Annotated in this window: 23 protein-coding genes; 11 read left to right on the top strand and 12 right to left on the bottom strand. The window is 63.1% G+C overall.

What is annotated here, in order from left to right:
* Positions 1 to 864, bottom strand: coding sequence for an SDR family NAD(P)-dependent oxidoreductase (locus tag ACZ51H_RS14315; protein ID WP_464803384.1), 864 nt, complete (start codon positions 862 to 864; stop codon positions 1 to 3).
* Positions 865 to 877: 13 nt separating this feature from the next.
* Complete coding sequence (locus ACZ51H_RS14320) at positions 878 to 1,957, bottom strand: Rieske 2Fe-2S domain-containing protein (RefSeq protein ID WP_464803385.1); 1,080 nt, start codon at positions 1,955 to 1,957, stop codon at positions 878 to 880.
* Positions 1,958 to 2,137: 180 nt separating this feature from the next.
* Between ACZ51H_RS14320 and ACZ51H_RS14325 the strand changes: the two genes are divergently transcribed.
* Complete coding sequence (locus tag ACZ51H_RS14325; RefSeq protein WP_464803386.1) at positions 2,138 to 2,548, top strand: nuclear transport factor 2 family protein; 411 nt, start codon at positions 2,138 to 2,140, stop codon at positions 2,546 to 2,548.
* A 72-nt stretch (positions 2,549 to 2,620) separates the two neighbouring features.
* Here ACZ51H_RS14325 and ACZ51H_RS14330 read toward each other — a convergent pair whose 3' ends face one another.
* Positions 2,621 to 3,691, bottom strand: coding sequence for a hypothetical protein (locus ACZ51H_RS14330; protein ID WP_464803387.1), 1,071 nt, complete (start codon positions 3,689 to 3,691; stop codon positions 2,621 to 2,623).
* 242 nt (positions 3,692 to 3,933) lie between these two features.
* On the opposite strand from ACZ51H_RS14330, the gene ACZ51H_RS14335 reads away from it, so the two are divergent.
* Genes ACZ51H_RS14335 through ACZ51H_RS14355 form a run of 5 tightly spaced genes read left to right on the top strand, consistent with a single transcriptional unit; the run spans position 3,934 to position 8,344 of the window.
* Positions 3,934 to 5,199: a DUF1214 domain-containing protein gene (locus ACZ51H_RS14335; protein ID WP_464803388.1), complete on the top strand. Its 1,266-nt coding sequence runs from the start codon at positions 3,934 to 3,936 to the stop codon at positions 5,197 to 5,199.
* Between the two features lie 4 nt (positions 5,200 to 5,203).
* Positions 5,204 to 5,617, top strand: coding sequence for a VOC family protein (locus tag ACZ51H_RS14340; RefSeq protein WP_464803389.1), 414 nt, complete (start codon positions 5,204 to 5,206; stop codon positions 5,615 to 5,617).
* On the top strand, positions 5,614 to 6,471 hold the full coding sequence (locus tag ACZ51H_RS14345) for a sugar phosphate isomerase/epimerase family protein (RefSeq protein WP_464795544.1): 858 nt from the start codon (positions 5,614 to 5,616) through the stop codon (positions 6,469 to 6,471). The genes ACZ51H_RS14340 and ACZ51H_RS14345 overlap by 4 nt, the downstream gene beginning before the upstream one ends.
* Complete coding sequence (locus tag ACZ51H_RS14350; RefSeq protein WP_464803390.1) at positions 6,468 to 7,595, top strand: Gfo/Idh/MocA family protein; 1,128 nt, start codon at positions 6,468 to 6,470, stop codon at positions 7,593 to 7,595. The genes ACZ51H_RS14345 and ACZ51H_RS14350 overlap by 4 nt, the downstream gene beginning before the upstream one ends.
* Positions 7,592 to 8,344, top strand: a complete 753-nt coding sequence (locus tag ACZ51H_RS14355; RefSeq protein WP_464803391.1) for an SDR family NAD(P)-dependent oxidoreductase — start codon at positions 7,592 to 7,594, stop codon at positions 8,342 to 8,344. The genes ACZ51H_RS14350 and ACZ51H_RS14355 overlap by 4 nt, the downstream gene beginning before the upstream one ends.
* Positions 8,345 to 8,608: 264 nt before the next feature.
* On the opposite strand, the gene ACZ51H_RS14360 is transcribed toward ACZ51H_RS14355, so the two are convergent.
* From ACZ51H_RS14360 to ACZ51H_RS14395, 8 genes are all read right to left on the bottom strand, one after another.
* Entirely contained in the window at positions 8,609 to 10,552 is a 1,944-nt protein-coding gene (locus ACZ51H_RS14360) for a flavin-containing monooxygenase (RefSeq protein ID WP_464803392.1), read from the bottom strand.
* A gap of 76 nt (positions 10,553 to 10,628) precedes the next feature.
* The gene (locus ACZ51H_RS14365; protein WP_464803393.1) at positions 10,629 to 11,291 is read right to left on the bottom strand and encodes a TetR/AcrR family transcriptional regulator; all 663 of its coding nucleotides are present in this window, start codon (positions 11,289 to 11,291) and stop codon (positions 10,629 to 10,631) included.
* Positions 11,288 to 12,559 (bottom strand): sulfotransferase family protein, encoded by a 1,272-nt coding sequence (locus tag ACZ51H_RS14370; RefSeq protein WP_464803394.1) that lies wholly within the window; start codon positions 12,557 to 12,559, stop codon positions 11,288 to 11,290. The genes ACZ51H_RS14365 and ACZ51H_RS14370 overlap by 4 nt, the downstream gene beginning before the upstream one ends.
* A 31-nt stretch (positions 12,560 to 12,590) precedes the next feature.
* Positions 12,591 to 13,670, bottom strand: a complete 1,080-nt coding sequence (locus ACZ51H_RS14375; protein WP_464803395.1) for a zinc-dependent alcohol dehydrogenase — start codon at positions 13,668 to 13,670, stop codon at positions 12,591 to 12,593.
* Between the two features lie 192 nt (positions 13,671 to 13,862).
* Positions 13,863 to 15,299: an NAD-dependent succinate-semialdehyde dehydrogenase gene (locus ACZ51H_RS14380; RefSeq protein ID WP_464803396.1), complete on the bottom strand. Its 1,437-nt coding sequence runs from the start codon at positions 15,297 to 15,299 to the stop codon at positions 13,863 to 13,865.
* A 132-nt stretch (positions 15,300 to 15,431) separates the two neighbouring features.
* Positions 15,432 to 16,355, bottom strand: a complete 924-nt coding sequence (locus ACZ51H_RS14385) for an acyl-CoA dehydrogenase family protein (protein WP_464773263.1) — start codon at positions 16,353 to 16,355, stop codon at positions 15,432 to 15,434.
* Between the two features lie 13 nt (positions 16,356 to 16,368).
* On the bottom strand, positions 16,369 to 17,523 hold the full coding sequence (locus ACZ51H_RS14390) for an acyl-CoA dehydrogenase family protein (RefSeq protein WP_460988630.1): 1,155 nt from the start codon (positions 17,521 to 17,523) through the stop codon (positions 16,369 to 16,371).
* A gap of 88 nt (positions 17,524 to 17,611) precedes the next feature.
* Complete coding sequence (locus tag ACZ51H_RS14395; protein WP_464803397.1) at positions 17,612 to 18,484, bottom strand: LysR family transcriptional regulator; 873 nt, start codon at positions 18,482 to 18,484, stop codon at positions 17,612 to 17,614.
* A gap of 104 nt (positions 18,485 to 18,588) precedes the next feature.
* Here ACZ51H_RS14395 and ACZ51H_RS14400 point away from each other — a divergent pair, with 104 nt between their 5' ends.
* From ACZ51H_RS14400 to ACZ51H_RS14420, 5 genes are all read left to right on the top strand, one after another.
* A complete protein-coding gene (locus ACZ51H_RS14400) occupies positions 18,589 to 19,389 on the top strand; it encodes a crotonase/enoyl-CoA hydratase family protein (protein WP_449469507.1) in 801 nt (266 codons plus the stop codon).
* Positions 19,386 to 20,630: a CaiB/BaiF CoA transferase family protein gene (locus ACZ51H_RS14405; protein WP_464803398.1), complete on the top strand. Its 1,245-nt coding sequence runs from the start codon at positions 19,386 to 19,388 to the stop codon at positions 20,628 to 20,630. The genes ACZ51H_RS14400 and ACZ51H_RS14405 overlap by 4 nt, the downstream gene beginning before the upstream one ends.
* A 234-nt stretch (positions 20,631 to 20,864) precedes the next feature.
* A complete protein-coding gene (locus ACZ51H_RS14410) occupies positions 20,865 to 21,764 on the top strand; it encodes an NAD(P)-dependent oxidoreductase (protein ID WP_464803399.1) in 900 nt (299 codons plus the stop codon).
* Positions 21,765 to 21,776: 12 nt separating this feature from the next.
* Positions 21,777 to 22,631 carry a sugar phosphate isomerase/epimerase family protein gene (locus tag ACZ51H_RS14415; protein ID WP_464803400.1) on the top strand — a complete coding sequence of 285 codons (855 nt, stop codon included), beginning with the start codon at positions 21,777 to 21,779 and terminating at the stop codon, positions 22,629 to 22,631.
* Positions 22,632 to 22,887: 256 nt separating this feature from the next.
* The gene (locus tag ACZ51H_RS14420) at positions 22,888 to 23,826 is read left to right on the top strand and encodes an AEC family transporter (RefSeq protein WP_449469512.1); all 939 of its coding nucleotides are present in this window, start codon (positions 22,888 to 22,890) and stop codon (positions 23,824 to 23,826) included.
* Here ACZ51H_RS14420 and ACZ51H_RS14425 read toward each other — a convergent pair.
* Complete coding sequence (locus ACZ51H_RS14425; RefSeq protein WP_464803401.1) at positions 23,823 to 24,590, bottom strand: helix-turn-helix domain-containing protein; 768 nt, start codon at positions 24,588 to 24,590, stop codon at positions 23,823 to 23,825. The two genes, ACZ51H_RS14420 and ACZ51H_RS14425, sit on opposite strands and share 4 nt — an antisense overlap.
* Positions 24,591 to 24,630: the final 40 nt, after the last annotated feature.

Here is a 24,630-nt window from a genome sequence, read left to right on the forward strand (position 1 = left end):
TTACGCCACGATGGCGGGGTGCGGGATGCGCGGATCGCCCAGCATCGCCCGATAGGATGGCGGGGTGCGCCCGCCAGCTTCGGTGATGCCATATCGCTGCGCAATCTCTGCCGTGATAAGCGTCTGGCCGTTCAGTTCGTCCCGGTTTGGATCGTCATGGATGGCGGCGATCACCCGGCCATTGAATTCAGGCGTCTCGGCATCGGCCATGAACTTTTCATATTGATCAGGATGCTCGCCTAGCGTCCGCGCGCTGCGTTCCGTTAGGAGCGGCCCCATCCAGAGCGCAATTGCGGTAACGCCCGTACCCCGGAAGTCCACACCCATGTCGGCGGCGAACTTGTCCACGCCCGCTTTCTGCGCGCCATAGGCTGCGCCGTGCATGTAGCAGACCGACCCGAAGGATGAGGTGAAGGCGATAAGGCCGCTGCCCGCCGGAACCATCATGCGCGCGGCATGCCAGCTGGCGAGATAATGGGAGCGCAGGCCGACGTTCAATATATCCACAAGCCCGGTCGATTTTTCCCAGAAGGGACCGGGCTTGACGAGATCGTCGTTCAGGGCGGCGACATTGTTGACCAATATGTCGAGGCGGCCGCTTTCGTCACGCACACGCTCGAACAGCGCGGCGATGGCTGCGTCATCGGCATGGTCGACCTGCACCGCGCGGCCTTCGCCGCCGGCTGCATCGACCTGCGCCGCCGTCGCGCCGATGGTGCCGGGCAGTTCCGCATCGCCTTCGCGAACGGAGCGGCCCGTCACATAGACGCGATAGCCTTTCTCTCCCAGCGCCACCGCAATGCCACGACCCGCGCCACGGCTGGCGCCAGTGACGATGGCGACCGGACGTTCACTTCTCTCCATTTTATTTTCTCCTTCAGGCCGCCTGCGTGGAACTACGCTTGTCGAGTGTGACATGCAGGCCGTTGGTGCGCTTGTGCATGTCGGGCGTCTTGTCGCGGGGGTTGTAGAACTGCTTGTACCAGCTGCGCACCTTGCCATAGGGGCCGTCATTGGGGATGACGAGCGGGTTGAGGCACGCCCTCTTGTTCTGCCAGATTTCGACATCCTGGGCGAAGGCGAGGCGGCTGCCTTCCTGATATTCCAGCGCTGCGGCGCGGAGGTCATCGGTGACGGGCGCAGTGCCGTCATTCACCTGCACCATCAGGCCATGCCAGACGCGGATCTTGCCATCCTCGATCGGGGTGTGGGTGATCATGATGAAGCTGTCGAACGTTCCCGCCATCTCCGACTGGAGGATCGAGGGGCCGGTATACCAGGTGTCGAGCGTCAGCACGTCTTCCGGGTTGAGCGTCAGCGTGCGGTGCCCGGCGGCATAATATTGGTGGACGATATGATCCTTGAACTCATTGGCGAAGTAGACAAAGTCCTTGGCGCCATGGATCGGGATGAAGTGGCCAAAGTCGGCCATATTGTCGACCACCTCGATCGGGTGGATATCAAGATCGCCCATATAGTCGATCTTCCAGTTGACCCAGCCCGGCGCGTCATAATGGCCGCCGAAATCGGGCAGGTCGAAATTGGGTTCGAGCCCTTCAGGATCATGCCAGATCCAGATCGTGCCAGCCCGTTCCATCGCCGGGAAGGTCTTGAGCTTCGCTGCTTTGGGCACGAAGTCGGAATAGGGGATGTTCTTGCACGCGCCGTCCGGGCCATATTGCCAGCCGTGGAAGGGGCAGCGGATCGACTCGCCCTCCACCTGCTCGCCATCGCGCACGATGTAGCTCGTCGTGTTCTTCGCCAGATGCGCGCCCATGTGCGGACAATAGGCTTCGGTCACATAGACCTTGCCGCTCTCGCCACGGTACATCACCATGTCCTGACCGAGATAGCGCATCGCCTTGGGCGTGCTCGTCGCCTCGGCGCTTTCGCCCACCATGAACCAGCCACGCGGAAAGGTGAAGTCTCCCAGACGATAGTCCGACGATGTCGCCATTTCTTGATCCTCTCACTGCCCATGGCAAATTAGCAGCTAATGCGGCGAGTCACAGCCTCGCTTATAGCCTTTTTGAAATCTTCCGCTTTCTACGCAAAACATCATTATAAAGGCAAGTTCATATGTTAAATGCGCGATTCATAGCCGTTATGACTCTATGGATGACGAGGTAAACAGGATATGTCCGAATCCTCTCCACCCCGCGTACCGGGACCTGACCAAACGCACATGCGGGCCGCGCTTCAGGCCTATGTGGATCGCATCAACGCGGGCGATCGGGACGGCGTTCTGGCGCTGTTCGCGCGTGATGCGGTGATCGAGGACCCGGTCGGCTCTCCGCCCAAGACCGGCGAGGAAATCCGCGCATGGTTCAGCGACACGATCGCTTTTGACACACATATCCGGCCGGTCGCACCGATCCGGGGATCGCATGCCAATGCGGCCGCGCTCGTGTTCGATGTGACGTTTCAGCCGCCGGAAGGCCCGCGCCTGCTGATCAGGTCGCTGGATGTCTGCACGTTCGATGGAGAGGGAAAGATCACCAGCCTGAAGGCCTATTGGGGTCCGGAGGACGTGGAGCCATCCCCCTGAAAACGGAGGCCATGAAAAAAGGGGCGCCCTGACGGGACGCCCCTTCTTCCTGCTCTTGCTGTTCGGCAGCGCTCAGGCGGCGACCAGCTCACGCGGCGCTTCGGCCGGATATTCGGCCGGGCCACCATAGTCGTAAGCGGCGTTCAGCGCCTTGATGAAAACCGGATCGTTGATCGGATCGGTCGGCGTTTCGATCTGGAAACCGCGCGAACGGACATCCTTGATCAGCGTGTCGAACACCTGATCGTAGGTGAGGTTGTCAGACCCATCCATGTTCTTCTTGAGCTCGGCATAATCTTCGAACACTTCCGCCGACCAGTGGACGAGGAAGCGCAAATCGTCGGTATGATAACGCTCGATGACTTCGTCGCCGGTCTTTACCAGCCAGCCATCGGGGTTGCCCGGTTCGCCGCTGAACAGGGAGTCAAAGCCCAGGCCCTGCGGCTTGCGGCGCTCGATCGGGCCATTGGCTTCGCCGCGATGGACGAGCATTTCATTCTGCACAACTACGCCACGATTATAGACGGGCGGCTGCAACCGCGCGGGCTTTTCCAGCGGACCGTTGGGCCAATAGGTGAAGCCGCTATTGGGATCATGGCTGAACCAGGTGATCACCTGCGCCATCTTGATCAGATAATCCTGGAACAGGCCCGACCGGCCCATGATCGAACATAGCCATGTGGGCGAGTTTTCATAGCGAACGCCACGGAAGCTGGGCGAATCCAGATGGCCCGGATCAGTATTGCCGCAGGGGCCGTTCACGTTGAACAGCATCATCTGCGGCTTGGCGTAGTCCGCATTCCAATAGGATTTGGCATATTCCAGGAATGTCGGATTGTAGAAGGTATCCTGAATCTCCGGGTACATGCAGGTCGAATAATTGGCATAGAAGCCGCGGAATGTCGGCGTCAGGAACATGTCGAGCGTCGGCTCGAACCCTTCCGGAAAACCGCCCGCGAAGGTGGCGATCAGGGATTCCGGCGTCGGAAAATGCTGCGCGATGATGAGCTTCCAAGCGCCGCTATGGACGACATCCAGCAGCCGCCGACGTTGATCCTCGGTGTAGACGTCATGCAACTCGCGCGGCGGCGAAACAGGCTGCAGCATGTCGGACAACCGCCGCTTCTGCTCATTGCTCAACATGATTTTTGCAACTCCTCTCCAAACGTCGGGCGAATCATTCCATCCGCCTTTAAACGCTGTAAAGTTATCGTATTATAACTTTTTCGTCAATCCTGGTTGGCATGGAAATGTCCGTCGCCCCCGCTGCGGATGTTTTGCGTCACACAGGAAGGATAATGGCACGGTATCGACAGAAGATTGACTGGCCGCGCGACGGGGATGGTGGCACCTTCCTGCCTCAAATCAGGAGAGGATGCGGCGCGATGACTGACGCCTTGAAAGAACCGATCGACAAGCGCGCGATTGAAACGCAGGCCGCGCAGCGGCTGCTTTCGGGCCAGTCGTGGGAAGATTTCTGCGACGTCCTGAAAGTCGCTGGCCGGATGATAGACCGGTTCGGCGATGATCCGTCCGATCTCGACAAGGCGGAATGGTATCGTTTTCTAACGCGGGTCGCCCGGTCGAGCTTCGAGCGGCTGATCGAGAACGCCGAACCCACCCGGCCGCGCCTGCGCGACATGGTATGGCGCCAGTCGATCAACGTCCAGACGGTCGATCAGGACCATCTGATGTGCCAGTTCGATGAAGCCCGCGATTACCGGATCATCGGCACGCGCGGGACCATACCCTATTTCGTCCTTGCCATATTGACCGCGCCAGCGCCCGACGATTTGGGCGCGCGTGATTGGGCGCAACTGGGCGTGGAGGGCTTGAAACAGTTCGATCCCTCCAACCTGAAAACCACCGGCTTCCTGGGCAGTCAGCAGCTTCATATCGAAGATGACGGGACGTTCGAGATCATCATGTCGCAAAATGATCCCGGCGAAGGCAAGAATTGGCTGAAGCTGCAACCCGATACCAACTGCATCCTCATCCGGCTGGTCTGGAGCGACCGGAAGAAGGAGATCGCCCCGGGCCTGCGGATCGAACGGATGGATGGCGCGGCGCCTGAACCCGTGACGCCCGCGCTGATGGCGAACAATCTGGCCTGGGCCGCGCAGGGCGTGCTCGGCTATGCCGAACTGGTGCGCAACTGGTGGAACGGCACGCAGGGCAATTTCGCGGCGAAGCTGAACCGGCTCGACTTTAGCCGCGCGCAATATCTGTCGAACGGTGGCGTGCCCGACCGCCATGTAGCCTTCGGCGGGTGGGAAAAGGGGCTGGACGAAGCGCTGGTGCTGGAATTCGTGCCGCCTGAGTGCGAATATTGGAACTTCCAGATCTGCAACATGTGGCAGGAAAATCTCGACACGTTCGAGGATGGCAACGGATGGGTGAACAATTACCGTTTCGTTGCGGAGCCTGATGGCCGGGTCCGCATCGTCATAGCCGAGCGCGATCCGGGCCTCGGCGGAAACTGGGTGAATAGCTATGGGCATGAACGGGGGATTTGGGGGCTTCGGCTGGTGCGGACCGAAAGCACCGCCGACGTCAATCTATGGCGCCTCCCGCTCGCCCGGCTGGAAGCAGAGGGCACGGCCGCGCTGGATCCGGGCGCAGCGATCCTGACCGGCCAGTTTGTGGATTGATGCAATGGCCGTACGAACGCTTGACCATGTGAACATCCGTACAGCGGACGTGCCCGGCACCGCCGCCTTCTTCCGCGACGTGCTGTGCCTTCGCGCCGATGTGGCGCCGGGGGCGGGGTCGATCGACAAGGGCTGCTGGATACACGATCCTGACGGTCGTCCGATCATTCATATCGGCCCTGTCGAGGGCCGCTATCCCAGTGATGATGCGTTTCCCTTCACCCCTGCGCGGGGCAGCGGCGCTGTGCATCATGTGGCGTTGGAATGCGACGACCTGCCCACGATGTTCGCGCGACTGGAAGCCGCCGGTCTTGGCGTCGTGCGCAAGGATTATCCGCCGGCCAATCTCTGCCAACTATTCGTGGAAGAGCGGAACGGGATCATCCTGGAACTGAATTTCCGTCTGGATCAGACATGACGGACGATCCGATGCTTGTCCTGTCAGCCCCGCCCTTCATCCATGTTCCGCTGCTGGAACGGCTGGCGCCCGCGCGGGCAGCCGGGTTTTCCGCCATATCGCTGATGCCCGGCGACATCTGGGCTTTGGAAGAGGCGGGGATGAATGCCGCCGACATCGGCATGCGGATAGCGGACCACGGCTTGGCAATCATGGAGATGGATTGCACGGCCTGCTGGCTGCCCAGCCATCGCAGCGCTGGGGATGATGTCCCTATGGCCGCCCTGCTCCGCTCGATGACGCCCGACCGCGTGGTGGAAACCGCCGCGCGCATCGGGTCACCCTCCGTCACGGCGGTGGAGATGATGGGCGTCACGCCGTCACTCGATGAGGCTGCGGAAGCCTTTGCCGATTTGTGCGACCTGGCCGCCCGCCATGGCATGAAGGCGCATATCGAGTTCCTTCCCTTTGGCGGCATCCCCGACCTGGCGAGTGCTTGGGCGATCGTTCAGGCGGCGGGCAGGCCGAATGGCGGCCTGACCCTCGACAGCTGGCATTTCTTCCGCAGCGGGGCGAACTTTGATCTACTGGAGCAGATTCCGGGGTCGCGCATCCACACGATCCAGATAAACGACGCGCCCGCGCAGCCGCAATCCGACCTGATGCACGAAACGATGACCGCCCGTCTTGTGCCGGGACAGGGCAGCTTCGACCTCACCCGTTTCATCCGCACGCTCGATCGGATCGAGGCGACAGCGCCTATTTCGGTCGAGATTTTTTCCGCTGCGACCAGTGCAGCGCCGATGGGCGAAGCCATCGCCTCATGGGCGCCAGCAGCCCGCGACATCATCAGAAAGGCCAGAGAAATACGATGAGTGGAGAAGAAACGCCGATAGGCGCGGTGGTTGTGGGCACGGGCTTTGGCCTGTTCACGCATGTCAGGGCGCTGCGGGAAGCGGGCTTCGAGGTTCGCGCCATTGTCGGGCGCAACCGGGAACGTACGGCCGAGCGTGCGGCGCCCCTCGGCATCCCGCTGGCGTCGGATAATCTGGAACAGGTGCTTGCCGACGATCCGGCGATCCGGCTGGTGACGGTCGCAACGCCGCCGCATGCCCATTACAAGCCGGTCATGCAGGCCATCGCCGCCGGGCGTAATGTCATGTGCGAGAAGCCGTTCGCCCGCGATCTGGCGCAGGCGCGCGAGATGCTGGACGCAGCGAACAAGGCTGGCATCGTCCATGCGCTGGGCGCGGAGTTCCGGTTCGACAGCGCGCAGGCGTTGCTGCGCCGCGTGGTGCAGGATGGCCTGATCGGCGATCCAATGATGTTCAGCCGCATCTACCAGCAGCCGGGCACGGGTGAGGAAGAACCACTGGCCGATTGGTGGACCGATGCGGCGCAGGGCGGCGGCTTCCTGGGCGCTTTCGGCACGCACATGATCGATCAGGTTCGTTCGACCTTGGGCGAGATCGTGGCGGTCAACGCGATCTTGCGCAAGCTGACGACGACCCGCCCCGCGATGACATCCGATGATTATTATAATGTGCAGTTCAGGACCGCGAACGGGTGCATGGGCGTGATCGAGGCCGCAATGAACTTTCCCGGACCCTTCGTCATGGCGACCAAGGTGGCGGGGACTAAGGGCGCCGCGTGGATCCAGTCGGGCAGCGCCTTTGGCGATCCCGAAGAGGTGTGGATCAAGGATGCGGACGGCGCGCGGCAGGTTCCGATGCCTGCCGAACTGGTCAATCCCGCGCCCGAACCCTTTGCCGTCGCGGAACTGATCCAGACGGAAATGGATCGGTGGCACACGCAGGGGTTCGATGTCGCCCCTTATGCCAAGCTGTTCCGCCAGTTGAAGGCAAGAATCGAAGGGCGCACGCCGCCCCTGCCTGATCCGGCGGGCGATTTTCATGATGCGGCGGCAGGACAAGCCGTGCTCGATGCCGCGCGCCTTTCGGCGGCGGAAGGCCGCTGGGTTGAAGTGGAGACTGTATGATGAACCCATCCTATGATTTTTCCGGGGCGCATATCCTCGTCACCGGCGGTACCAGCGGCATAGGTGCCGCCGCCGCTGCCGCCTATCTTGAAGCCGGGGCGAATGTGACGATTACCGGCACGCGCGGCAGTGCCGCCGACTATGACGGCGACCTGTCCGGCTACCGCTATTTACAGATGGATGTTGAGGACGGCCAAAGCATCGACGCGGTGGCGGCCAGCCTGGATAAGCTCGACATTCTGGTGAACAATGCCGGAGTGGCGCTGCCTAGTCTCGGCCTTGACGAATATGAGCCCGATATATTCGCCCGCGCCGTCAACATGCTGCTGGTAGGCGCTTTCCGCATGGCGCGGCAGAGCGCGGACCTGCTGGCGCAAAGCAAGATCGCAGGCGGGGGGAGCGTCGTCAGCATCGCGTCGATGAGCAGTTATTTCGGCATTCCGATCGTGCCGGGCTATGGCGCTGCCAAGACCGGCCTGCTCGGCCTGACCCGGTCACTCGCGGTCAAATGGGGGGAGCGCGGCATCCGCGTCAACGCGGTCGCGGCAGGGCTGACGCGCAGCCGCATGACCGAAGGGACCTTCGCGCAAGAAGACTGGATGGCGCCCACGCTCGCAAGGACGCCCCTGGGCCGGCCGGGCGCGCCCGAAGATATCGCCAACGCGATCCTTTTCCTGTCGAGCCCCGGCGCAGCGTGGATCACGGGTCAGACCTTGGCCGTTGACGGCGGGTACACCGTCTCCGGCTGATTCGCCGCCTGGAGCATCGGGCCTTTAATCTGAATCACCCAGCCCCGTTGGCTGTTTGAATGAGTCACTTGCCTCGTTCAAATGTCGAAGCCCTCCTCTTCCTAAAAAGAAGTAGAACCCTTCGACAGGCTCAGGGCGAACGGCATTAATAGAGGTGGAGCCGATTAAAGCACGAAGCTCTAATCGATACGAAAAGTGCAGAAGCGATAAGAGCCGGTCCTTACAGACCGGCTCTTATCCTATGTCATTTCTTTCGACCCGCGATCAGTGCAGTTCGAAATTCTCCTTGGCGGGACCACGTGTCTGGTTCCAAAGGTCCACCAGTCGCCACGGCCAGGACAGGAATACTCGGCCTGTCGAGTTGTTATAATAGCTGTTCGCCCTCGGGTGGGTCCAGATCATATTCTTCATCTGTTCCTCGACCTCCCGGTTCCACTGTTCGAACGCCTGCTGTGTGGGTTCGACAGCACGAGCGCCGCTTTCGTTGATCCAGTCCAGGCATTCGATGATGTAGTTGACCTGCGCTTCGGAAATCAGGTTCTGGCCCGCCGCATGGTTGGGCGCGCTGTTGGGGCCGACGGTCATGAAGTAATTGGGATAGCCGGGCACCGTGACGCCCAGATAGGAGCGCGGATCGTCCTTGCCCCATTCGTCGCGCAGTGACCGGCCGCCCTTGCCGTGGATTTCCAGCTTGCCCATCATGTTGGCGACGTCAAAGCCCGTGGCGCAGACGATGATGTCGAACTCATACTCCTTGCCGTCCTTGGTGCGGATGCCCTTGGGCGTGAAGCATTCGATGCCGCCATCTTCCAGCGTGACATTGGGCTGCTTGAGCGCGTCAAACCAGCCAGCGTCCAGGATGATGCGCTTGGAAAAGATCGGGAAGTCCGGCGTCAGCTTTTCTTTGAGGTCGGGACGGTCGTGGAACTTCGCTTCCAGATGGGCCAGCGCCCATTGCCGCGCGCCCTCATTGGCCGCCGAGACGGATGGGCTGTCGACCGGCCATTCCGGGTCCTTGACCACATTGCCGTAGAGGCCGTCGGCCGCGAACCAGTAGACGCGGAAGCGGAACCATTCGCGGAAATGCGGGATGTAGCGCAGGGCGAACTTCATGCCCGGCGACACTTCATGATTGATCTCCGGATTGTAGATCGACCAGTAGCGCGTGCGCATGAACACGGTGAGATCGCTGACCTGATCCGCGATCGCGCCGATCAACTGCGCGGCGCTGGCGCCCGTGCCGATGATGCCGACCCGCTTGCCTTCGATCCGCGTGGACGGATCCCAGGTCGCGGTGTGCATCATCTTGCCCTGGAACTCTTCGCGGCCCGGGATATCAGGCCATTTCCAGCGGTTCACTGGGCCGTGAGCGTTGATGACGGCATTGGCGCGGATGATTTCTTCCGTGCCGTCCTTGCCGCGCACCGTGACGTTCCACACCGCCTCTGCATCGTCATAGCGCAGGGCGACCACTTCGGTATTGAAGCGGATATTGCGGCGCAGGTCGTGCTTGTCGGCGACGTGCAGCAGATATTTCTGCATATCCACGCCCTTGGGATGGTAATGCGACCATTCGGGCGTGATTTCGAAGGAATAGGAATAGAAGTGGCTGGGCGTATCGACGCCGACGCCGGGATAGCGGTTTTCGTACCAGGTGCCGCCGACTTCGGGATTCTTTTCGATCACGATATGCTCGTAACCGGCTTCCTCCAGCTTGAGCGAGGCGGCAAGGCCGGTCATGCCGGCGCCGATCACCAGCACCTTGAAATCTGTCGGCGGCGGCGTGCGCCCTTCGATTTCCTTGCGCGGCTTGGGCAGTTTGAAACCGATCTGGTCGAACAGCAGCGGCAGGAATTCGTCAGCCACTTCCTCACCCACGCCGACGCTCATCATCCGCTTCATCAGCGCGTCGGACGGATCATCCTCACGCGCGGCGCCGGGGGTCGTCAACACATGGAGCAGCTTGGCGCGCAGTTCCTGGCTATACTCGGCGGGGATTTCGGTGTTGGGAACCGAGAAAGGCGGTTTGATATAGTTGCCGAAAATGTCCAGCATCGCCGCGTCATGGGTCAGATGCACATAGACCATCAGCAGCGTCTGGATATTTGCTTCCTCCAGCGCGACGCGCAGTTCTTCGCTATCGGCCAGCGGCAGGCTGCGATCGTGCCAGTCCCGTGCCATTACCGCGCCATCGACATGTTCAGCCATCGTCCTAGGGTCCTCTCCGACTCACCACATTTGTAAGTGAATGCTCACTTGTGGATAATAGGGGCTGCTTTTTGAGTCAAGCGACCCTGCCTTCGCAGCCCGAGCACCCTTGAAGAAAGGTGCGCACAGCCATCCCGACATGAGCCGCACATTCCGTTTCATCCGGGAGCGCAGCGTCGATCAGCAGATAATTATGAACCGGCATCAGGAGCATGGAGAGCAGCAACTTCGCCGCTGCCATCCTGTCACCTTTCGCGACCCCGGCCCGCTCAAGATGGCTGGCCAAGGGAAGGATAAGATAATCATCCTGGCTCTGCCGGATCATGGGTCCGAATTCGGTGAACTCATGCGCTTCGCGCATCAACAGCCGCGCCATGCCGACGGTCGATGGCCTGGTGAATTCCGTCAGCAACGCGACGCCAAAAGCCCGTAGATCAGCTTCAGGCTCGGCTGGATCGCTAAATTGAGGCAGCGGGAAACGCTCTACCCCAGCGGCAAGGCAGGCCCGAAAAAGGGCCGCCTTGTCTTCATGCCAGAGGTAGAGCGAACGCTTGGACACCCCTGCCGCCTGGGCGATCGCGTCCATGGTGACCGCACGATAGCCTTGGCGGATGAACTCCTCGCGCGCGATTTGGAGCAGGCGGCGCTTCTTCGCGAGCGTCTGGTCTGCCCGGCCTATCCGCGCCGGGACAGGCGCTGGCTCAACTTCAGCAGATGCGGTTGCGGACGTCCCCATCATGCCTCATGCCGCACTGGAAAACGGTCATAATAAAAGGCGAAGCGTTCCCGCGCGGCGGCTTCGTTCAGGCCGAACACGCCTTCAAGGTCGTAGATCACCTTGCCATGCTTGTTCCGCGGATTTTCGTTGAGATAGCCAAGCAGCTGATTTTCGACCTCTGGGGTCAATTCCAGTCCCGCCAGCGCGTAAACCTCCCGCATCACCCGTTCCTGATCGGCCATATATTCGTGGAACAACAGATCGACCGACTGTTCCGGCCCCCATGCGTCCCGCTGATCCACACAGGCGCGCAGCAGCCGCTCGATCCGGTCCAGCCAGAGGCGGGCGAGCGCAGGAGGATCGACCGGATCGCGGCGGATACGGTCGCTATAGCCAAGCATGGTGGTCAGCGACCGCAGAACAGCGATGGGATCACGATGCGTGATGACCATCGTGGCATCAGGGAAAACGGCTTTGATCGCGGCCAGATTTTCCATGTGCTGCGGTGATTTCAGCAGCCAGCGATTGGGTCCACGGTGCCAGGTCAGCACCTGTAGCACCTTCTTTTCATAGGCATAGCTGGGGGTGCGGTCATGAGCAAAATAATGGTCGATCCAGCGCGGAATGCGGGACTGGAACTCCCAGCTGTAGCAGTTGAGGTCCATATAGAGCAGTTCATTATCCTCATGGATCGACGCTGCATCCATGCCGTGCATCGCCGCCATGTGGGGCAGCATCGCTTCGAACGCGCTCCATAGTTCGGCACTGCGGGTGATACGCGGGTCAACTTCGTCGGGCGCAAGTTCGCGCACCTGGACGGGCTCCTCTGCCTCCCAGAGCGTCAAGGATCGCAGCCGCTCATCGCGGGCGAGCCAGTTGACGAGATGCGTCGTGCCCGAACGCGGCAGCCCCGCGATGAACAGCGGGCGATCGATCTGGATGTCGAGGATTTCCGGGTGCCGCTTGACGATATCCTCGATCCGCAGGCGGTTCACCATGACGCGCACCAGATGGTCGAGCAGGGTGATGCGGCCGCCACGGGTCAGGCCTTCATCCTCATCCCACGCCTGAAGCGTCACCGCCATGCGTTCGCGAAAGCTCTGATCCTCACCGAAATCATCAAGGCCGCCGGAATTGACGATGGCCTGGGCCAGAACCTGATCCACCGTCATATGGTCGGGCCGGTCGGAAGGTCCCTGGCGGGCCGCCTCGATCATCGGCGTGACGATTGGGTCCGCCATGTCGTCGATATGAATTTCCTGCGCTTCCGGCAGCATGGTGTCGCTCATTGTTGATCCTTTGGCGCGGCTGGAGCCAGCTTCACGCAGTCTGGGGGAAAGTGACGATGACCTTGGCCGATGCTTCGGTATCGGCGGCGATGCGGAAGGCCTCGTCCAATTTGTCGAACTCGATACGATGGCTGATCAGCGGATCGACATTGATCTCGCCGCTCGCCAGCATCTGGAGGCATTCGTTGAACTCATCCTCGCGGTCGGTTGCGATCGATCCGGAAATGCTGAACTCATTGGCCATCATCTTCCACAGATTGACCGGCATCGGCTTCTTATGAAGCGCGACGATCACGATGCGCGCGCGGAATTTGGCAACCTCGAGCAACTCGGCCAGCGGCGGCTGCGCTCCGGCGGCGTCGATGATGACGTCCGTGCCGACAAAGGGCATGCCGAACCTCTCGCCGGTTCCGTGCGCCTTCCCGATCGCCTCGACCAGCGGTTCGCGCGAGGGATTGACGGTGACGGCAGCGCCAAGCTGGCGAGCGCGTTCGAGCCGGGCATCGGACAAATCTGCGATCAATATGTCCTTCACGCCACGATGGCGAAGGCAGATGATTGTGCACAGGCCAATCGGACCCGCGCCGAGTATCACCACCTTGTCGCCCGGCTGCACCCGGCCGATGTTCACGCCATGCAGGCCCACGGACAGGGGCTCGGCCAGCGCGGCCTTTTCAAGCGAGAGGCTGTCGGGGATGGGGCAGATGTCTGATCCAGCGCGCGCATCGGGCACAAGGATGAACGAAGCGAAGGCGCCCGTCGGCCCGCCCCCGCCGATCAGCCCCGCGTCGGGATTGACGGCGCAGCGCTGACCCGGCTGAATGCCGTGCACTTGCGTGCCCACCTTCTCCACGATGCCTGCAAATTCATGGCCGATCGGCAACGGTTCCGCGAGAGGCGCGCCGCCGCCCAGGCCACCTGCGGCAACATAGCCCAGGTCGCTGCCACACACGCCCGTGGCGCCGATGCGCACCAGCACATCATGGGGACCGACGACCGGTATCGCGACCTGATCGACGCGCATGTCGCCAACGCCATGAACGCGCGCCAGCGGCATGGTTGCGGAATTTTGCTGATCCGGATTCGCGCCCGCGCCTTGGGAATCGCTCATGACGTCCTCTCCTCACTTTTTTGTTCGGCGAAATTGGTAAACCAATCAGTTTCCGAGTCAAGAAGAGAAGCGGCTAACGGCGGGCCGAATGCCGGGCGAACGAAAACTGCCCCGCACCTTTTAGCAGGCACGGGGCAGCATCATTCGATCATCATTAGGCGGCCCCTTCGCGCCGGGGGCACGAAGGCTATTTCATCCGATTTTGGCGGAGATGAGGAAGGGCCGGAGATAGGCTTCCATGCCTTCGCTGCCGCCTTCGGACCCCATGCCGCTGTCGCCGACGCCACCAAAGGGCGTTTCCGGCATCGCCATCGCGAAATGGTTGATGCCCAGCATGCCCGCATGGATTCCTTCGGAAATCTTGCGTTCGGTGCTCATGCTGTTGGTGAAGGCATAGGATGCAAGGCCGTAGGGCAGCCGGTTAGCCTCTGTCAGCGCGGCATCGATGTCGTCGACCGGCATCACGAGCATGAGGGGGCCGAACGGCTCTTCATTCATCGCGTCCATTTCGGGCGTCATGCCTGACAGGACGGTTGGCTGGAAGAAATAGCCGCGATTGCCGATGCGCGACCCGCCGATTTCGATCTTCGCACCACGCTGCACCGCGTCAGCCGCCAGCGCCTCGATCTTGGAAAGCTGGCCTGCTGTCGTTAGCGGCCCCATCTGCGTGTCCGCAGCCATGCCGTCACCGACGCGCAGCTTGCTGGCCACTTCGGTCACGCCCGCGACGAAATCGGCATAGAGCGGCTTTTCAACCAGGAAGCGCGTGGGCGATACGCAGACCTGCCCTGCATTGCGGAACTTGAATTCCGCCGCCAGCGGAACGACAGTGGCAAGATCGGCATCGCGCGCGACGATCACCGGATTATGTCCGCCCAGTTCCATCGTCACCTTCTTCAGGTGCTGCCCCGCCGCACTCGCCAGCAAGCGGCCGACGCGGGTCGATCCGGTCAGCGTCACCTTGTGGATTTCCGGCGCAGCGCAAAGGGTGGCGGAAATCGCCGCCGGGTCACCCCAGATCACGCTGATCGCGCGGGGCGGCAGGCCAGCGGCCAGCAGCGCCCGACCGATGCGCCACCCGGCGCTCGGCGTTTCTTCGGCGCACTTCAGAATGACCGAACAACCTGCCGCCAGTGCTGGTGCGACCTTTTGCATGACGGTCCAGGCCGGGAAATTCCAGGGGGTGAAGGCGGCCACGGGACCGACGGGGCGGCGCTGCACCGCCCAGCGCATGTCGCTCGCCCGGGTGGGGATCAGACGGCCATAGGCGCGGCGGCCTTCTTCCGCATACCAGTCGAGCAGGTCGGCGGACCCCAGCCATTCGCCTCGTGCCTGGGCCAGCGGCTTGCCACCCTCGCGCGTCATTTCGGCGGCGGCTTCGTCAGCCTCGGCGCGCATCAGGTCAGCGGCGCGGCGCAGGACCTTGCTGCGTTCGAAGGGCGAGATGGCGGACCATTGCGCGAAGCCTTCAACCGAAAGCCGTGCGGCCTCGGCAGCTTCGGCCGCGCCGCAGGACGGCAGCGTCGCGATCAGTTCCTCAGTCGCCGGGTTGACCAGCTGCATCGTGCCGAGCGAACCTTGGCTGCGTTCCTGACCGTCGATGATGGGACGGGGCGTCGAATTGGTCATGTGCTTGATCCTCCAGGGTCCGACTTGCGCCGCACAGCACATCCACTGGACAGCTGCGCGCGCATTAGTTGGCGGCCTCTTACCCCTCTCGCCATGGAGGGGACAAGACCCAGCCGCCAGTGAATGGCCCGTTCAGGCCCCGCGAATGAAGTCGGCGGTCGGCGATGCGGCGGACGCCAGCCTCAATTCGCCCAGAACACCGGCCCAATAGCTTTCCGAGCCATCGGCCAGCCGCCATCCGTGCAGGCGGCGGGTCAGCAATTGGAGGTCATATTCCTCACTTATGCCGATCGCGCCATGAACCGCATGGGCGATGGCGGCGACCTGCCCTGCCGCGAGGCTGGTGCCGTGCTTGGCGATCGCGGCGTCGGTGAGCTTGGGTTCAAGCCCCGAGCGCGCGCCGATCGCGGCGGCGATGCGGGCGGCTACGGCCTGTTCGGCGAGGACGGACAATTGCTGCTGCACTGCCTGCTGCTTGCCGATGGGCTTGCCGAATTGGACACGCTCATTGGCGTAGGCGACGGTCATTTCCATGACCCGGCCAGCCGCGCCGGAAATGAGCTGCGCCCGAAGCACAGCAGCGATGGGGCGCAATGCAGCCCCGTTCAGCCCTGAAGCATAGGCGTCCGCGTCATGGAGGACCCCCGTAGCCTCGACCTTTGCGGTAGTCAGCACCGGCGCGTCCGGGGTGCCCGACAGGATGTGGGAGGCGACTACGGCGAAGGGCACTGCGCCTGCGCCGGTGGCGATCGCGATCGGACCTTCGGGCGCATCAAGGCCAGCTGCGGCGAGCAGTGCGCGGGCGATCATCGTGTCACCGACCGGCAGCGGCACGGCATGGCGGCCGAGCAAAGCGATCAGTGGCGCGGCGTCCTCCAACGAGAGCCCTGCCCCGCCCGACTCTTCAGCGACGAGGGCGTCAAGGAAACCGGATTCGACAAAGGCATTCCACATCGCGCTGCTGTCACCGCCCTGCTCGATCTCGCGGATCGCGGCGGGGGTGCAGACATCTTCGATCAGGCGGGCGAAGGGATCGATCAGTTCGGACATGTCCATGAATTGGCTCCCTTCAGCGCAGGCCAAGGCCGCGGGCGATGATGCCGCGCAGGATTTCACGCGTGCCGCCGCGCAGCGAGAAGCTGGGCGCGATATGGGTGACGTAAAGCAAAGTGCGGTAGAGTTCGGGATCGACTGGCTCGTCCGGATTGGCGGCCAGATCGTCACCGATCAGCTGCGGCACCGCCTGCTCGAAGCTGGTGCCGAGGTCCTTCATCAGCGAGGCTTCGACAACCGGGCTTTCACCCGCCACCAGTCGGGCGGTAACGGCCAGCGACATTTCGCGCAGTACCGCCTGCTGCGCCATCAGCGATCCGACGAGGCGCAGCGTGGCGCTGTCCTTGCGGCCAACCGCTTCGAGATGGCGGACCCAGGCGTCGATCAGCACGACGGAGGAATAGATGCGCTCTGGCCCGCTGCGTTCGAAGGCCAGCTCGGCCGTGACCTGCTTCCACCCCTGCCCTTCCGCGCCGATCAGCGCGTCGGGGGCGAGGCGGACGTCTTCGAAGAAGACTTCGGCGAAATGCGCGTCGCCGGTAAGGTCGACGATCGGGCGGATGCTGACGCCGGGCGCCTTCAGGTCGACGATTAGCTGAGACAGGCCCTGCTGCCGGTCGGCGCTGGTGCCCGATGTGCGGACGAGAGCGATCATGTAATCGCTGTGCATCGCGTTGGTGGTCCAGATCTTCTGGCCGTTCAGTAACCAGCTGCCGTCTGCCTGCTGTTCGGCACGGCTACGGACGCTGGCTAGGTCGGAACCGGAGCCCGGCTCGCTCATGCCGATGCAGAAAAGCGCTTCGCCCTTCGAAATGCGGGGGAGGTAGAAGCGGCGCTGTTCTTCGGTGCCGTAATGCAGGATCAGCGGGCCGCTCTGGCGGTCGGCGATCCAGTGCCCGGCGACCGGGGCGCCTGCGGAGAGCAGTTCCTCGACCACGACGAAGCGGGTGAAGGGACCGCGGCCGACGCCGCCATATTCCTTGGGCAGCGAGAGGCCGAGATAACCGGCCTGACCCAGCTTGCGGCTGAAGGCGGCGTCGAAACCCTGCCAGGATCGGGCGCGGCGGTGTACCGGCAGTTCGGCGATGGCTTCCTGGATCAGCGCGCGGAGGGCTGGGCGGATCGCCTCATCCTCGGGCGGGAGGGTGGAAAGGGTCAGTGTTTCGAACAAGCCGGCCTCGTGAAACCGTTAAGGAAGTGGCGAATAGATCGCGTTTTGTGACTTTATAGTCCAATATCGAATTTCGGTTATTCGATATTCAATGGCTATCGGAGGCGATGGCGGCGAAGTTTTTGGCGAGCGGACTCGCTGCGTCGCGGGGGAGGGCTACGCCGGTGAGGACGGGCACCTTGTTGGCGAGGCGGACGAGGCGGACGCCTTGGGGTACGGAGCCTGCCGCGCGGGAGGGGACGAGCGCGACGCCGAGGCCGGAGCGGACGAGAGCGAGGACGGCGCTCAATTGCGCGGCCTCCTGGGCGACGATGGGCATGAAACCGGCCTTTTGGCAGGCGGTGAGCGTGATCGAATGGAGGACGCTGATGCGGCTTTGCAGGATGAAGGGTTGCTGCGCCAGATCGCCTAGCGCCACGCTGTCCGCGTCGGCGAAGGGGCCGCCTTCGGGCAGGGCCGCGTGCAGTTCGTCGGGGTCGATGACCTGCGTGTCCACGGCCGCGATCTGGAGCAGCGGTAGGCGCACAAGGCCGACGTCCAGCTCGGCGGCGGCGAGCTTTCGCGCGATTTCGGCGCTGGTCGCTTCCTCCAGCACCAGCTCGACGGCGGGATAGCGGCGGCGATATTCGGCGATGAGGCGAGGGAGCAGTTCGAAGGTGGCCGATCCGACAAAGCCCACCCGTAACTGACCGCGTTCCCCCGCCGCGCCTTCCCGCGCGGCTTCCCGGAAGCGATCCGCCTGCGCCAGGGTCGCCCGCGCCATGTCGAGCGAGGCGCGGCCTGCCGCCGTCAGCGTGACGCCGCGCGCGCTTCGCACGAACAGGGCGGCGCCCAGTTCATCCTCCAGCTTGCGGATGGCGACGGTCAGCGGCGGCTGCGACATGTTGAGCCGCTCCGCCGCACGGTGGAAGTTGCCGGTTTCGGCAAGCATGACAAAATAGCGGAGCTGGCGCAGTTCCATGATAGCTTCCATATATCGAACAATCGAAAATCAATATTAGCTTGATAGAAAGCGAGCGCCTAGCGTCCTGCGATCTTTTCATGTTTGGATTGGGAGAGCCCCGCTTGGACCCGTTTCTTCTCGTCGAGCGCGACGGCCCCGTCGTCATCGCCCGTTTCAACCGCCCCGAAGAACGCAACACGATCACCGAGGTCGCGCATAGCGAGGAGATCGTCGATTTCTGCCGCCAGATGGTGCGGGACAATTCGGTGCGGGCGATCGTCCTGACCGGCAATGGCAAAGCGTTCAGCGCGGGCGGCAACGTCAAATATATGGCCGAACGATCGGGCATGTTCGGCGGCACGCCCTATGAAATCCGCAACGCCTATCGCACCAGCGTGCAGATGATCGGCCCGGCTATCCATGAACTGGAAGTGCCCATCATCGCGGCGATCAATGGCCCGGCGATCGGCCTTGGCCTGGACATCAGTTGCATGTGCGACATCCGCCTGATGGCCGACACGGCCGTGGTCGCCGAAAGCTATGTGAAGCTGGGCATCATTCCGGGCGGCGGTGGCGGCTGGCTGTTGCCGCGCCTGATCGGGCCGCAGCGCGCCAATATCATGACGCTGACCGGCGACGCGATCGACGCCAAGACGGCGCTGGAATATGGGCTGGTCGCCGAAGTGCTGCCCGCCGACAAGCTGATGGACCGGGCGCTGGAACTGGCGGGCAAGATCGCCGCCAATCCGGGTCATGCGACGCGCATGGCGAAGCGGCTGATGCGCGAAGGGGCCGACATGAAGCTGACCACGCTATTGGAAATGGCGGCGGGCTATCAGTCGCTGGCCCATTACACCGAAGATCATCATGAAGCGATCGCCGCTTTCCTTGGCAAGCGCGCGCCGGAGTTCAAGAACAAGTGAGCGAGCAGCAGACAGCCACCGGGCCTCTGGCCGGGATCAAGGTGCTCGACCTGTCGCGCGTGCTGGCGGGGCCGTGGACAACGCAGATATTGGGCGATCTGGGCGCGGACGTGATCAAGGTCGAGCAGCCGGGGCAAGGCGACGACACCCGCCGCTGGGGGCCTCCCTTCCTGGACGACGGGTCGAAGGACGCGGCCTATTATCTGTGCGCGAACCGCAACAAGCAGTCGGTTGCGATCAACCTTGCCGACCCGCGTGGCGCCGACCTGATCCGCGAGATCGCGCTGGGCGCGGACATCGTGGTCGAGAATTTCCGCGTCGGCGGGCTTAACAAATATGGGCTGGATTATGCGTCGCTGTCCGCGATCAATCCCAAGCTCATCTATTGTTCGATCACCGGCTTTGGTCAGGATGGGCCGTACAAGGATCGCGGCGGGTACGACTTCCTGATCCAGGGGATGAGCGGCCTTATGTCCATCACCGGCCGCCCCGACGGTGAGCCGGGCGGCGGGCCGATGAAGGTGGGCATCCCGATCAGCGATCTGGTGACGGGCCTGTATTCGGCGATCTCCATCCTTGCCGCGCTTGCCCATCGCGACCGCACGGGCGAAGGCCAGCATATCGACATGTCGCTGCTCGACACGCAGGTGGCGCTGCTCGCCAATCAGGCGTCCAACTATATGAACGGCGGCATGATCCCCCGGCGGCTGGGCAATGAGCATCCTAATACCGTGCCCTATCAGGATTTCTCCTGCTCCGACGGCGACATATTGGTGGCGTTGGGCAATGACCGGCAGTTCCGCAGCTTCTGCAATCTGATCGGGCGGCCGGACCTGCCGGACGATCCGCGCTTTATCGACAATGGCAACCGATCGCCCAACCGCAAGGCGTTGCAGGACGAGATGGGACCGGCGATTGCCAAGTGGAAGTCGGACGATCTGATCGCCGCGATGGAAGCGGCCAAGCTGCCGGGCGGGCGGGTCAATGAGATACCCGACATTCTTGCAGACGAGCATATTGCCGCGCGTGGCGTCATCAAGGACATGGTTCGGTCGGACGGTACGCCGGTCAAGGTGCTGGGCTATCCGGGGAAATTTTCCAAGACGCCCGCCGATTACCGCCGCGCGCCGCCGCGTTCGGGCGAGGATACGCGTGACGTGTTGAGCGACGTGCTGGGATTGTCCGAAGGGCAGATTGCGGCGCTTGTGGAAGCGGGGGTTATCGCGGAAAAGCTGCATTGATTTTTGCGCGGAGGCGCGGAGGAGGACGGTGATTATGGCCCTCCCCCCCCTCGTCACCCCGGCGAAAGCCGGGGTCCCGCTTCTTTTCGCGGTGCCGTGAGCGTAGCGGGACCCCGGATCAAGTCCGGGGTGACGAAGACGGCAGGAGTACCGCTCCGCTTCGCTCTTGAAAGAGCGGGAAATAGCAGTTCATCATGCCGGGGACGCCCGGCTCAAGATTGAGAGGATTACAGCATGACCACCAAGATCGGTTTCATCGGGCTGGGCGCCATGGGTCTGCCCATGTCATCGAACCTTCAGCGCAAGGGCTTTGCGGTCACGGTGTACGACATCGACGCGGAGAAGATGGACAAGGCGGCAGCGCTGGGCGCGGCCAAGGCCGCCACCGTCGCCGAGGCGAGCCGGGGTCAGGACATCGTTATCACCGTCCTGCCCGCGACGCAGCATGTCGAAGCGGTGGTGCTGGGCGAGGACGGCGTGCTGGCGAATATCGATGCGGGCGCGGTGCTGATGGACCTTTCCACCATCGATGCAAAGGGCACGGACCGGGTGGCGGCGGCCTGCGCGGCCAAGGGCATCGGCTTTGTCGATGCGCCGATCGGCCGTCTGGCGCTGCATGCCGAACGCGGGGAATCGTTGTTCATGGTCGGCGCGGAGGACGCCGAATTCGCGCGGGTCGAACCGGCGCTGAAGGCGATGGGCACCGACATCTTCCGCTGCGGCAAGCCGGGCATGGGCAGCCGCATGAAGGTGATCAACAATTTCATGCTGCTGTCGACGGCGCAGATCGTTGCGGAATCGCTGGCGCTGGGTACGAAGCTGGGTCTCGACATCCAGACCATGCATGACGTGACCGGCAACACCACGGCGCGCAACGGCCAGTTCCATGTGCTGATGGTGAACAAGGTGCTGAAGGGCGATATGGAGCCGGGCTTCACCATCGACCTCGCGTTCAAGGACTTGACGCTGGCGATGAACGCGGCGGCGGAAAACCGCGTCGGCCTGCCCATGGGCGCGGCGGCGCATGCCGCGTTCGGTGGCGCGCGGGCGACGGATTATGCGAACAAGGATTATTCGGCGCTGCTCGACTATGCCTGCCGCAACGCCGGTGTCGAAACGCCGCGCATGGATTGATCCGGAAAGGCCGTGAGCGCGCCGCAACTGATCGCCACCTGCTGGACCACGGCAGGCAATGTCCGGCCCGACCGGCCGGACAATCTGGGACGCTTTCCGCTGGAGCAGCGGATCGAGGCGGCGGCGCGCGCGGGCTATGCGGGGACAGGCTTTTGGCTGGGCGACCTGCTTGCCTGGGAGGCGAGCGGGCGGGACTATGGCTCGCTCAAGCGGCTGCTGGATGATGCCGGGCAGAAGATCGTCGAGCTGGAATATCTGGCGGATTGGTTTGCATCGGGGGAGCGCCGGGTTCGGTCGGATGCGGCAAGGGTGGAGCTGTTCCGCGCCGCCGACGCGTTGGGTGCGCGGCATATCAAGGTGATGCCGCCGTTCCTGCCCGACGATCCGGCGGGTGATGATCTGGCTGGCGAATTTGCGGTGCTGTGCGCGCAGGCGGCGGATCATGGGCTGATGATCGGGCTGGAGATGCTGCCCTTTTCGACGCTGCCGAACCTGGGTGCCGCGTTGGAGATGGTGGCGGCGGCGGACGCGGCCAATGGCGGGCTGCTGGTCGATATCTGGCATGTGATGCGGTCGGGCGGCACGATGGAGGAGGTTGCGGGGTTGCCTGCGCGCTTCATCATCGCCGCTGAACTGTGCGATGCAACGATGGCGATGCAGGGTGAGATCACGGAAGATACGATGCGCCATCGCAAGCTGTGCGGCGAGGGTGAGTTTGATGTGCCGGGCTTTATCCGCGCGATGGGTCGGGCCGGTTATGACGGCCCTTATGGCGTGGAAATCCTGTCCGATGATTTCCGCCAGCTTCCGCTGACCGAAGCCGCGCGGCGCAGCTTTGAGAGCAGCGTGGCGCAATTTGGCCGCTGATCCTTTAGAGCATGATCATGTTTGAGTGATCGTCACCCCGGGCTTGATCCGGGGTCCCGCTTCTTATCTGATGCTGCCGAGGCAGCGGGACCCCGGGTCAGGCCCGGGGTGACGGAAAAGGAGCCTTGATACAGATGCGATCGATTGTCCTGCATGCACTGACGATTGCGCAGAAAAATATTTCCGTCGCATCCGCCCTGTCATAGGAGGCGCATCACGGCGGGAGCGAAGCCGTCGAGCATGAGGGGCGCTTTTCATGGCTGTGACGATCCTGGGCGCGCTGGTCCCGGTATTTGGGCTGATCCTGATCGGCTATGTGTGCGGGCGCTATGACATATTGGGCGATCGCGCGTTCGAGGTGTTGAACCGCTTCGTCATCGCCATCACCCTGCCCATCCTCACCTTTCGTTCGATCGCGCATATGGACCCGAGCAATCTGGCCGTGCCGGGCATGTTCATCGCCGTGACGCTGGGCGCGCTGATCACCTATGCGCTGGCCTTTGCGATTGCGCGGCGGTTCGGGCGGTCGGGGGCGAATGCGAATATCGCGGCTTTGTGCGCCTGTTTCAGCAATACGGGCTTTATCGGCCTGCCGGTGGCGACGCTGGCCTGGGGGCCGGAGGCGGTTGCGCCGGTGTCCGTGACGATGCTGATCTACTCGGCGATCGTGTTCACGGTCGGTCTGGTGATGAGCGAGGTGACGGCGAGCCAGGGCCATGGGGTGGGCACCGGATTGAAGCTGGCGGCGCGGTCGACGGTGCGCAATCCGTTGATCCTGATGGCGGTGCTGGGGTGCGTCTGGTCAGTGCTGCGCCTGCCGCTGACGGGGCCGGCCGACATATTGATGCAGACGCTGGCGCAGGCGACGGCGCCGTGCGCGCTGACGGCGATCGGGATTTTCATCGCCCTGCCCCGGCGCAGCGCGACGCCCGGACCGATCGGGCGGGTCGTTGCTTTGAAGCTGCTTGTGCAGCCGCTGATCACGGCGGGGCTGTTGTGGATGCTGCCGCCGATCCCGCCGCTTTGGGCGAAGGTCGCGATATTGATGGCGGCGATGCCGTGCGGCGCGTCGAGCTTTGTGCTGGCGGGAAAGGCGGGGCGCTGGGCGATGGAACTGAGCGCATGGGCGGTCATGCTGACGACGACGATGGCGTCGATCACGCTGATCGGGATGCTGTGGTGGCTGGGGGCTTAAAGGTCTTCGGTGACGCGGGCCATTGCCAAGGGGCGGACGAGGAGGAAGAGGGCGGACCAATCGCCGGTGTCGGCTGCCGCCTCGCGTTCCTGCCGGGCGATCAGATAGGCGTCGTCGCGTAGCCGCTCGAACAGGGCTTGCACCCGGTCGCGGCCGTTGGGGCCTAGCCAGAGCATGTCCGAGACATAGCGGGCGTCCCCCTCCAGCAGCGAGGGGCCGAGGAAGAAATGCTTTACCACGCGGTTGAAGGCCTGGTCGAGGGGGCCGCCCGGGCGCCAGCGGACGGCGCGGCTGGTGAGGGGGCGCAGGCGTCCGCCGGGCAGGCTATCGACGAGGCCGAGGCGCCGGAGTCGCTCGATCGCTTCGTCCAGCGCGGCCGTGTCGATGCCGAGCGTCGACTGGCACTCCGCCCGCTGCGCGCCGTTGAGGACGAGGAAGAAGAGCAGCGCGAGGCTGCGGTCGGCGGCGAGGACGCGCTCCTGCGCCAGGGTGAAGCGATCCGCGCCGCTGTCGGCTGATCGGGCGAGCAGGTCGCGCACGTCGATGCCGATGGCGAGGCAAAGGCGGTCGAGATTGTCGAGCGTCAGCCCCCTCCCCCGCAGCCAACGCCACAGGGTTGGCTCCGCGACGTCCATGCGGGCGGCGAGGTCAGCGACCCGGACGCCCTGCACGCGCAGTTCGTGGCGGAGTTGGGCCAGGATGGCGGCGACACCGGGGCTTTCATTTTGAGGTATGTCTGAAGTCCGATCGTTAGGTGATCGCATGGGATCATATAATGATTGCCGGGAGCAAGCGTGAATTGAT

The organism is Sphingobium sp. TomMM15 (assembly GCF_055397045.1).

Coding starts and splice junctions, on each gene's coding strand:
- ACZ51H_RS14365 (WP_464803393.1), bottom strand. CDS start 11,291: ATGATGGGGACGTCCGCAACCGCATCTGCTGAAGTTGAGCCAGCGCCT.
- ACZ51H_RS14360 (WP_464803392.1), bottom strand. CDS start 10,552: ATGGCTGAACATGTCGATGGCGCGGTAATGGCACGGGACTGGCACGAT.
- ACZ51H_RS14355 (WP_464803391.1), top strand. CDS start 7,592: ATGATGAACCCATCCTATGATTTTTCCGGGGCGCATATCCTCGTCACC.
- ACZ51H_RS14410 (WP_464803399.1), top strand. CDS start 20,865: ATGACCACCAAGATCGGTTTCATCGGGCTGGGCGCCATGGGTCTGCCC.
- ACZ51H_RS14340 (WP_464803389.1), top strand. CDS start 5,204: ATGGCCGTACGAACGCTTGACCATGTGAACATCCGTACAGCGGACGTG.
- ACZ51H_RS14395 (WP_464803397.1), bottom strand. CDS start 18,484: ATGGAACTGCGCCAGCTCCGCTATTTTGTCATGCTTGCCGAAACCGGC.
- ACZ51H_RS14335 (WP_464803388.1), top strand. CDS start 3,934: ATGACTGACGCCTTGAAAGAACCGATCGACAAGCGCGCGATTGAAACG.
- ACZ51H_RS14385 (WP_464773263.1), bottom strand. CDS start 16,355: ATGGACATGTCCGAACTGATCGATCCCTTCGCCCGCCTGATCGAAGAT.
- ACZ51H_RS14320 (WP_464803385.1), bottom strand. CDS start 1,957: ATGGCGACATCGTCGGACTATCGTCTGGGAGACTTCACCTTTCCGCGT.
- ACZ51H_RS14375 (WP_464803395.1), bottom strand. CDS start 13,670: ATGAGCGATTCCCAAGGCGCGGGCGCGAATCCGGATCAGCAAAATTCC.
- ACZ51H_RS14420 (WP_449469512.1), top strand. CDS start 22,888: ATGGCTGTGACGATCCTGGGCGCGCTGGTCCCGGTATTTGGGCTGATC.
- ACZ51H_RS14370 (WP_464803394.1), bottom strand. CDS start 12,559: ATGAGCGACACCATGCTGCCGGAAGCGCAGGAAATTCATATCGACGAC.
- ACZ51H_RS14330 (WP_464803387.1), bottom strand. CDS start 3,691: ATGTTGAGCAATGAGCAGAAGCGGCGGTTGTCCGACATGCTGCAGCCT.
- ACZ51H_RS14425 (WP_464803401.1), bottom strand. CDS start 24,590: ATGCGATCACCTAACGATCGGACTTCAGACATACCTCAAAATGAAAGC.
- ACZ51H_RS14380 (WP_464803396.1), bottom strand. CDS start 15,299: ATGACCAATTCGACGCCCCGTCCCATCATCGACGGTCAGGAACGCAGC.
- ACZ51H_RS14315 (WP_464803384.1), bottom strand. CDS start 864: ATGGAGAGAAGTGAACGTCCGGTCGCCATCGTCACTGGCGCCAGCCGT.
- ACZ51H_RS14350 (WP_464803390.1), top strand. CDS start 6,468: ATGAGTGGAGAAGAAACGCCGATAGGCGCGGTGGTTGTGGGCACGGGC.
- ACZ51H_RS14345 (WP_464795544.1), top strand. CDS start 5,614: ATGACGGACGATCCGATGCTTGTCCTGTCAGCCCCGCCCTTCATCCAT.
- ACZ51H_RS14325 (WP_464803386.1), top strand. CDS start 2,138: ATGTCCGAATCCTCTCCACCCCGCGTACCGGGACCTGACCAAACGCAC.